Source organism: Streptomyces sp. NPDC045021, assembly GCF_056432645.1.
Map to the genome: position 1 here is coordinate 863,282 of NZ_JBWKIQ010000001.1, position 9,254 is coordinate 872,535.

The window sequence follows — 9,254 nt, forward strand, 5'->3', positions numbered from 1 at the left end:
TCAGATCTCCTGGGGTCGGACGAGGCGGGTGAACAGCGGGTCGTTGTCGAGCAGTTCGTCGTAGGTCCCCGAGGCGGTGACCCGCCCGGCGTCCAGGACGTGGATACGGTCCGCCCGGCGGATGGTGCTGAGCCGATGGGCGATGACGATGCGGGTGCGGTCGAGGGCGGCCACAGCGTCGGCGACGTGGGCCTGGGTGGCGTTGTCGAGTGCGGACGTCGCCTCGTCGAGCAGGAGGACGGCAGGCCGCCGTACCAGCGCGCGGGCGAGCAGGATGCGCTGGATCTGGCCGCCGGAGAAGCCTTGGGCGTCCTCACCGATGCGGGTGCCGAGGCCGAGCGGCAGGGCCCGGAGCTCGGCGGCGATTCCGGCCTGTTCCGCTGCGGCCCAGACATCGTCCTCGGTGACGTCGGGGTCGGTGCCCGCCAGGTTCTCCAGCAGGTTGCCGCGCAGCGTGCGCCCGTTCTGCAGGACGGTGCCCAACTGGCCGCGCACCAGGCGCAGATCGAGGGCGGCGAGGTCCTGGCCGTCGTGCCGCACAGTGCCGGACTCGGGGGTGTCGAAGCCCAGGATCAGCCGGATCAGCGTCGATTTGCCGGCGCCCGACGGTCCGACGACGGCGACGAACTCTCCCTCGTCGGCCCGCAGGCTGACCCGGTCCAGGGCCGGCACCGCCGCGCCCGGGTAGCGGAAGGTCACCTCTTCGAGGGCGACGGCGCCGCCCAGCACGCCCGGGTCGCGGCGGTGCGGTCCCGACGCGGGGACCGCGGGCGCCGCGAGCACCGGCCCCAGCCGGTCCAGCACCGGCGCGATGCCGTACGCGGTGGCCGCCGCGTGAGTGAGCTGGCCGAGTGCCAGCGCCACCTGTCCCGCCGCGATACCGGCCGCCATCAGATGCCCGGCGGAGACGCTCCCGGCGCCGCCGGCGGCGGAGGCCACCAGCAGCACGGTGAGCAGCAGCGGTTGCAGGGCGGCGGTGACGGCGCCCGAGGCGGCTTCGACGCGCATGGCGGCGGCGTCGGCTCGCTTCTGCCGGGCGAAGGGCCCGGCCCAGCGGGCGAAGGCCTGGATCTCGCGCCCCGCCGTCTGGAGCTTGTCGATGCCCAGCAGCAGCCCGTACAGCACGCCGTGCAGTCGGCCGTGCAGCGCGTACACCTCGGATTCGTACCGCTGCCTGCGCCGTCCCAGCAGCAGCAGGACGGTCACGGCGACGACCGCGGCGAGCAGCAGCACCCCGCCGAGCCGCAGATCCACGGCGAGCAGCAGGAGGAGTCCCGACAGGGAGAAGAACGCTCCGAGCACCGCGGAGACCAGCACCTCCGACAGTGCCTGGCGGGCCTCGGCGACCGCGTTGGCCCGGTGCACGAGGTCGCCGGTGGAGAAGTCCCGGAAGAACCGGGCGTCATGGGTGAGCAGCCGGTCCCACACGGCCGGTTCCAGCGCCGCCTGGATGCGCCCGGTCAGCCGCACGGCGGCGGTGTTGCGGACCAGCAGGAGCAGCAGTCCCGCCGCCGAGGCCGCGCCCAGCAGCAGCGCCAGCCAGCGCAGCGGGTGGCGGTCGGCGGCCAGCAGCCGCGGCATCAGCAGCCCGACGCTCAGCGGCACGAGCAGCGTCAGGACCGCGGTGAGGAGACCGGCGCCCGCCAGTACCACCAGGTCGCGGCGGGTGCCGGGTGCGCCGAGCGCGAAGCGCAGCAGCGAACCGGGGGTCGGGGTGCCGGGCGGCAGCGGCCGGTAGAGCAGCAGCGCCCGCCGCGAGCAGGCCGGTTCCGCCGGCCGGCGTCGCGTACGGCCGTCGTTCCGGGCCGCCGGGTCGTGCAGCCGGTGGCCCGTGCCACGGGGCACGAGGGCGAGCGGGCGACCGTCGTCGGAGGCGAACGCGATCATCGCGCCGGCGGTGCCGGCGGGGTCACCGTGGACGCCGTCGGTGTCCGAACCCTTCGGGCCCTTGGGGGCTTTGGGAGCTTTGGCAGCTTTGGCGGCGGGCAGGGTGATCTGCCGCCAGCGCACGCCCAGCCGTCGCAGCAGGGCGATCAGCGGGTCGCGCGCCGTGCGTACCGCGGCGGGCAGTTCGGCCGGCACCTCGATGCCCAGGGCGGGGCCGAGGGCGGTGAGGACGGCGAGCGCGTGAGCGGCGGCGTCCGGCGGCGGGACGGATACCGAGCGGGCTTCGCGGCCCGGGCGGCGGGCCGCCGGGCCGAGCCCGTCGAGCCCGTCGAGTGCGGCCGCGAGGGTCGCACGGTTGGCCGCCGCCGTCGCGTTCAGTGCGGCCGTCGCGTCGGCGGTCCGGGTGCGCTCCGCCTGCTGAGTGGGCGTCATGACTGCTCCTGAACGAGGCTGTTCGGGGTCGATACGGCGGCGGGGACTGCGGCATCCGTGGAGTCCTGGCCACCGGCCTCGGACAGCAGCGTCCGGTAGCGGCCCGGCACCGCGGCCAGTTCGGCCGGCGTGCCCTGCTGGACGATGCGGCCGCCCTCCAGGACCACCACCCGATCGGCGGAGCGCACGGTGCTCAGCCGGTGGGCGAGCACCAGGCAGCCGGTACCGCGCCGCCGAAGGTGCGCGTTGACCAGGGCCTCGGTGCGCGCGTCCAGCGCCGAGGTCGCCTCGTCCAGGACCAGCAGCGGCGGGTCGAGGGCCAGTGCGCGGGCCAGTTCCAGCCGCTGCCGCTCTCCCCCGGAGAGGTTGCGCGCGTCCTCCTCGATCCGGCCGGCGTCCAGGCCGCCGCGTCCGCGGACCAGATCGGCCGCCTCCGCGTCGGCGAGCGCCCGGTGCAGGGCCGCCTCGTCGGCCGCCGGGTTCCACAGCGTGAGGTTGTCGCGGATCGTGCCCTCGAAGAGCCGCAACCGCTGCTCCACATAAGCGACCTGGCTGGTCACGACGGCACGCGGCAGCGATTCGCGCGGTACCCCGTCCAGTAGCACCTCGCCGGTCCAGGGCCGGAGCACACCGGCAGCGAGCCGGGCGAGCGTGGACTTGCCGCTGCCGCTCGATCCGACGACCGCGACCCACTCCCCCGGCCGGACCGTCAGCGAGATGCCGTCCAGTGTGGCCGGCCGGTTGGGGTCGTACCCGAAGGACACGTCCCGCAGCTCCAACAGCCCGCTCAGCGCCACCGGCCCTTCCGAGCCGTCCACGGCATCCAGGACGGCCGTCAGATAGGGGTCGGGCTCGGAGAGCTCGACGTCGTCCAGCAGCGCGGACTGCGCTCGCGCCATCGACAACTCGGATCCGGTGCCGACCAGTTGGGTCACCGGCAGCAGGAATCCGTTGAGCAGCAGCAGGAAGGCCAGCAGCGTTCCGACGGAGACGCTGCCGTCGATCAGCAGCGCGGTCCCGGCCACCACCACGGCCGCGGTGCCCGCCGTCGTGAGCGCGGTCGGCAGCGACAGCGGTACGAGGACGGCGGTGGCGACGTTCTGCGCGGTGTCCATGGCCCGCGCCTGCCAGCCCGACCACGAGCGGAAGAACGCGTCCTCGGACCCCTCCGCCTTCAGCGTCTCGATGGCGGAGACTCCGGCGAAGGCCACCCCGTCGCGCTTGTGCTGCTCGGAGTGGAGCTGGTGCAGCATGCCGCCGCGCCGCCGGTCGGCGAGTTTCAGAGCCGCGACGTCGATGACCGCCACCACTACCGGCACCAGTGACAGCCGGGGTTGGAGCCAGATCAGGGCGGCGAGGTGCGCGGCGGCGGTGGCGGCCGAGGCGGCGGCGCCCGCGGCGCGGTACGAGAGCAGCGCCGAGAGCCCGTCGTTGATCTGGACTCTCGTCACCAGGCCGCCGAGCTGCCTGCGGTGGAAGAACGCGCCGGGCAGCCGCAGCATGCGCCACAGGAATCCGATGGAGGTCCGGGCCGCCATCGAGGCCAGCACCCGGTTGACGACGGTCTGCTGCAGCCAGGTGCCGAGCAGCACCGCGGCGGCCGAGGCGCCGGTGGCCAGCACGAGCGGGGTCGCCCAGCCGCCGGTTCCACCGATCGTCACCGAGGTGAGGTACGCCCGCAGCAGGAAGGCCGCGGCCATCGCGGGGACGGTGAGCAGCACCGCGACCAGCACGGCGACCAGCAGCGCGAAGCCGTACGGCCGCACCCGCGCCAACAGCCCCCGCAGGAACGGGAAGCGGGTGCCGCCGCGTTCGAAGTCGGGCCCCGGTTCGAAGCCGACCGCGATACCCGCGAAGGAGTCCCAGAACTCGGCCGGGGTCGCCGAATAGCTGCCGAGCGACGGGTCGTTGATCCGTATCCGTTGATGTTTGATGCCCTCGAAGACCGCGAAGTGCGGTCCGGTGACGAGCACCATCGACGGCACCGGAACGGCGTCCAGGCCCAGCAGCCGGCCCTCACCGCGCGTCACCCGGCGGCCACGCGCCACCAGTCCGTAGCGGCCCGCGGCACGGGCCACCGCGGCGGCGCTGACGCCGTCGCGGGAGACGCCGCAGGAGCGCGAGGCCTCGTGCAGGGTCGTCCGGCGGCCGAACGCGCCGAGGACGATCGCGAGGCAGGCGGCGCCGCAGTCCTGCTCCTCCATCTGCGGGACGACGGGCGTCTTCAGATGGCGGCGCCGGCGGCCCGTGCGACCGGCGAGGCCGGCTCCGGGCTCCGGCGACGGCCGCGCGGCGGCCACCGTCGGTTGCTGGTTCCGCCGTTCCTCGGCGGTCCGGGTGTCGAGGCTCATCGCCCGGCCCCCGTACCCAGGATGACCTGGTAGGGACGGCGCGAACCGAGATCGACGGAGACGTCCACGGGCACCGGCCCGTACGTCGGGGGCAGCGCGCCGGACGCTGCCTCCGGCAGCGCGGTGATCGTCCACACCGGGTCGGCGCCCGTCCCCAGGTCGTCCCCGCCGAGCGGCAGTGCGCCGTCGAGCGAGTCCGCGCGGGCGGGATACGGGTCCACGGCCGTGATGCGGGCGCGCAGCGTGCCGGACGGCAGCGGCAGCGATACGGACTGGCCTGGTCGCAGGCGTGCCAGGTCCCGGGCGGAACCGGTGTAGAGCCGCAACGTGGCCGGCTCGCCGGCCGGGTCGAGGGCGAGCAGCGCGGCACCGGCCGTGAGCGTGCCGCCGGGGGCGGTCAGGACACCGGCGACCGTGCCGTCCGCCGGGGAGCGGAGCTCGGCGGTACCGCCCTGGCCGGGGGACGTGGTGCGCAGCAGCGCGAGGAGCTGCCCGCGGGTGACCCGGTCCCCCGGGTGGACCCGCAGGTCGAGCACCGTACCGGCGACGTCGGCGCGGGCGAGGACCGGCGCGGGGCCGTGGGCCAGCACGCCGTGCAGGGTCAGGGTGTTGGGGAGCGATCCCCAGCCCACCCAGGCTCCGCCCGCTCCCACGGCCAGTACCAGCGCGACGAGTGCGGAGCCGAGCCGGCTGCCGATGACGCGCACCGGGCGGTCGAGGCCCGGCTCCACCTGGGCGGCGGCGGCCGCCACGGCCCGGGCGGACGGATTCGTTCGCTCCGCGGGCGCGGGCGGTTCTCCGTCCGGGACGGCCGGTGCGGCGTGCGCGGTGGTCGTTGTCGTCATCGCGGTCACACCCCCGCGCCGAGTGCGGTGAGCTGCCGGGCCTCGACGGGCAGTTCCCGCAGCCCGCCGAAGACGAACTGCTCGCTCCAGCGGGCGGTGCTCTCGTCGAGCGGGGTGCTCAGCGCCCGCTCGCCGCCGGCCGCCGCGAGCAGACCCAGGACCGTTCCGCCGGCCATCAGTGACAGCGGAGCGCCCAGGCAGTGGTGCGGCCCGTGTCCGAAGGCCAGGTGACGGCGCTCCGCCCGGGCCGGGTCGAATCGGTCGGGCTCGGGGAAGCGCCGCGGATCGCGGTTGGCGGCCGCGTACAGCAGCAGCACCACCCGCCCGGCGGGCAGCAGCGTGCCGCCGACCTGTACGTCGGCGCCCAACCCGCGGGCACTGGCCCGTACCGGGCTGCCCAGTCGCTGGCATTCGTCGAAGACGGCCTCGGCGGTGTGTGGTTCCGCGCGGATGCCGGCGGCCAGAGCGGGGTTCCTCAGCAGCTGCCAGGCGGCCACGGCGAGGCCGGAAGTGAGCGTTTCCAGCCCGTTGGCGAAGAGCATGACGACGAAGGCGAGCAGATCCTCGTCGTCGAGTTGCCCGGCGTCCCTGGCCAGTACGAGGCGGCTGATGAGATCGCTGCCGGGACGCGCGGCGCGGGCGGCGCAGAGCTCCTCGACCCAGTCGCGGAATCCGCCGAACTCCGCGTCCAGAGCGGCGGTCTGTTCCGGGCCGGCGAAGGGGTCCAGGAGGGAACGGGCGACCAGTCCGGCCCACCCCGTCACCCCCTCGCGCTCTTCGGGCGGCACGTCGAGGATGGCGCAGGACACCGCGACCGGCAGCGGTACGGCGAGGTCGGCGACCAGGTCGAAGGAGCCGGCGGCCAGCAGGGGCGCGAGCAGCTCTTCTGTGGTGGTCTCGATCCTGCCCCGGATCTCGGCGAGCCGGCGGGCGCTGAACGCGGCGGTGGCGAGGCGCTTCAGCCTGGTGTGGTCGGCGCCGTCGCGCATCGGCAGCGTGCGGGCGAGTACGTGGGAGAGCGCGGAGGAACCGGGGCGGTCGAGCCCGATCGCGACGGGGTCCACCGCGGTTCCGGGGTGCATCAGGACGGTGACGATCTCCTCGTAGCCGGAGATGACGTGGACGCGTCCCAGGTCCAGTACCGGGGCCTCGGTCAGCAACCGCCGGTAGAGCCCGGCGGGGTCGCGTCGCGCGGCCGGGTCCTGGATGAACCGCGTGAGCTGGTGGCTGAGGCTTTCCATGCCCGGTTCTCCTTGTCGGTCCGTGGGTCGGTCGGTGGGTCTATGGGTCGGTGGGTCTATGGGGTTGGAGCCGGGTTCCGGACGAGGGGCGCCCCGGTGGGACCGTTCAGGTCCCACCGAGGCGCGGATTCCCGCGGCCCGTGGCGGGCCGGCGGAGCGGTGACGCCCGCCGGCCCGGCCTCAGTCGGCCGCTACTGCGTCAGACTCGGAGGCCTTGCCAACGCGGACCGTGAGGTCAGTTGGAGACCGAGCTGAAGGACGAGACCGGGCAGGCCGCGCAGGCCAGCGAGCTGACGCTGATGCCGCCGGAGACGGTGTCCAGCTCCTCGACCTCGATGTCGAACTGCTCGGTCTCGGCGACAGCGGCGGTCTCGGTGATGTCCTTGTTGTCAGCCATGGCCGACTCCTCTCGATGTACGGCGCCGGCCCCCGGTGGGCCGGTCTGCCGATTCCCTCATCCCCTTCGGCTTCCGGTTTTCCCGGCCGCTTCCGGCGATGAGAGAAATATGCATCCGGGGGCTGCCCGCACATCAGTGGAGAATGTCAGAAACACTGCCTGCAAAATGTCATACCGCTTTCTTATGACGTTTTACATGTTCGACGAACTTGCAGCTCAGGAAGGTAAAATGAATTCATGTCCTCTTGCAGACCCTCTCTGGTACCGCGCACCATGTGCGCATGAAAGAGATTCCTGAAGTCATAGAAGTACTGGAATTGCGCCAGTCCTACGGGGATTACGAGGCGGTACGCGGAGCGTCCTTCACCGTCCGGCGCGGCGAGCTGTTCGCGCTGCTGGGAACGAACGGCGCCGGCAAGACCACGACCCTCGAAGTCGTGGAGGGCTACCGGCCGCCCACCGCGGGCACCGTGCGGGTGCTGGGCCTGGACCCCTACGCGGACGGGCCCGCGCTCCGCCGCAGGACCGGGGTGATGCTCCAGGAGGGCGGCTTCTTCAAGGAGTTGACCGTCCGGGAGACCGTGGACGCCTGGCGACGCTTCACCGGGCGGGCCCGCGCCACCGCCGACGTCCTCGGCCAGGTGCGGCTCGACGCCAAGGCCGACACCCGCGTCGGCCAGCTCTCCGGTGGTGAGCGCCGCCGGCTGGATCTCGCGCTCGCCGTGCTCAACGACCCCGAGCTGCTCTTCCTCGACGAGCCCACCACGGGCATGGACCCCGAGGCGCGCCGCAACACCTGGCAGCTCGTCAGGGAGCTGCGGGCGGCAGGCACCACCGTCGTTCTGACCACGCACTATCTGGAGGAGGCCCAGCAGCTCGCCGACCGGGTCGCCATCATGGACGCCGGCCGCATCACTGCCACCGGCACTGTCGCCGAGGTCCTCTCGGGCCAGGGCAGCCGGATCACCTTCACGATGCCGCCCGGTACCACCGCCTCGGATCTGCCCCGCCTTCCCGGCGCGGAGCTGGGCCTGCGGGGCGCCACGGTGTCGTACGGCGTCGCCCGGACGGCGCCCGCGTTGGCGGTCCTGCACCAATGGGCTGCGGCGCGCGGCGTCGAACTCGACGGCATCGAGGTACGGCACGCCTCGCTGGAGGACGTGTTCCTCGCCCTGGCCGGCGACCGGCGGACAGCGCCGGACGACCGCGACACCGTCCGGCCCCACCACCACAGCAAGGCGGCCGCCCGATGACCTGGACCTGCTACGCCCGCGGCCAACTCCTCCTGTCCTGGAAGGTGTTCTGGCGCAACCGCCGCTCCACCTTCATCGGATTCCTGCTCCCCGTCCTGCTGGACCTGTTCGTCGCGGCCCCCTTGCGCGACAAGGAGATCGGCGGGGTCGGCGCGGCCGGCTACGTCACCGTCGGCTTCATCGGACTGGCGCTGGTCACGTCCTTCGTCAATCTCCTCAACGCGGTCGTCGCCCGCCGCGACGACCTGGTCCTCAAGCGCCTGCGCGGTACGGAAGTGCCGCCCAGCGCGGTCTTCGCCGGCCAGATCGGCGCGAGCGGCATCGTCGTCCTGCTCCAGGCCGTGGTGCTGGGCACCATCTCGGTGGTGCTGTTCCACGCGCCGCTGCCCGCCGACCCGGCGCTGCTGCTGCTCACCCTGGTCGCGGGCTATCTGCTCTTCGCGCTCCTCGCCCTCGCGCTGTCCGGACTCACGCCGAGCGCCGAGACGTCCCCGCTGGTCGCCACGCCCGTTCTCATGTTGTGCATGTTCGGCGCGGGCGTCGCCACCCCCCTGTCGTCACTCCCCTCCTGGCTGCAGGGACCGGCGCACGCCCTGCCGCTCACCCCGGTCGTCCAGGCGCTCAGGACGGCCTGGTTCGGCAGGACCTTCGGCCACGAGAGCTGGAACGGCGGCCCGTTGGGCGAGCTCTCCTTCCTCCACACCTGGCAGTCCGCCGTCCCCGCACTGCTGATCACCGCCGTGTGGACGGCCGGTGTGCTGCTGGCCACCCGGCGCTTCTTCCGCTGGGAGCCCCGACGCGCCTGACCCGGACGCGGGCCCGACCCGCGTCCGGGTCCGGGTCCGGGA

General features: G+C 73.6%; 7 protein-coding genes. 2 read left to right on the forward strand and 5 right to left on the reverse strand.

Annotated features, from left to right (window positions below; all coding sequences use genetic code 11):
- The 5 genes from AC07DC_RS03880 to AC07DC_RS03900 form a co-directional block, all read right to left on the reverse strand.
- Complete coding sequence (locus AC07DC_RS03880) at window positions 1-2,319, reverse strand: ATP-binding cassette domain-containing protein (RefSeq protein ID WP_478911528.1); 2,319 nt, start codon at window positions 2,317-2,319, stop codon at window positions 1-3.
- Window positions 2,316-4,670 carry an ATP-binding cassette domain-containing protein gene (locus AC07DC_RS03885; RefSeq protein WP_478911529.1) on the reverse strand — a complete coding sequence of 785 codons (2,355 nt, stop codon included), beginning with the start codon at window positions 4,668-4,670 and terminating at the stop codon, window positions 2,316-2,318. Before AC07DC_RS03885 ends, AC07DC_RS03880 begins: the two co-directional genes overlap by 4 nt.
- Complete coding sequence (locus tag AC07DC_RS03890) at window positions 4,667-5,515, reverse strand: biotin/lipoyl attachment domain-containing protein (protein WP_478911531.1); 849 nt, start codon at window positions 5,513-5,515, stop codon at window positions 4,667-4,669. Before AC07DC_RS03890 ends, AC07DC_RS03885 begins: the two co-directional genes overlap by 4 nt.
- A gap of 5 nt (window positions 5,516-5,520) precedes the next feature.
- The gene (locus tag AC07DC_RS03895; RefSeq protein WP_478911533.1) at window positions 5,521-6,756 is read right to left on the reverse strand and encodes a cytochrome P450; all 1,236 of its coding nucleotides are present in this window, start codon (window positions 6,754-6,756) and stop codon (window positions 5,521-5,523) included.
- A 235-nt stretch (window positions 6,757-6,991) separates the two neighbouring features.
- On the reverse strand, window positions 6,992-7,153 hold the full coding sequence (locus AC07DC_RS03900; RefSeq protein ID WP_478911535.1) for a thiocillin family RiPP: 162 nt from the start codon (window positions 7,151-7,153) through the stop codon (window positions 6,992-6,994).
- A gap of 281 nt (window positions 7,154-7,434) precedes the next feature.
- Here AC07DC_RS03900 and AC07DC_RS03905 point away from each other — a divergent pair, with 281 nt between their 5' ends.
- Both AC07DC_RS03905 and AC07DC_RS03910 read left to right on the forward strand, forming a co-directional pair.
- Complete coding sequence (locus AC07DC_RS03905; protein ID WP_478911537.1) at window positions 7,435-8,406, forward strand: ABC transporter ATP-binding protein; 972 nt, start codon at window positions 7,435-7,437, stop codon at window positions 8,404-8,406.
- Entirely contained in the window at window positions 8,403-9,212 is an 810-nt protein-coding gene (locus tag AC07DC_RS03910; RefSeq protein ID WP_478911539.1) for an ABC transporter permease, read from the forward strand. The genes AC07DC_RS03905 and AC07DC_RS03910 overlap by 4 nt, the downstream gene beginning before the upstream one ends.
- Window positions 9,213-9,254: the final 42 nt, after the last annotated feature.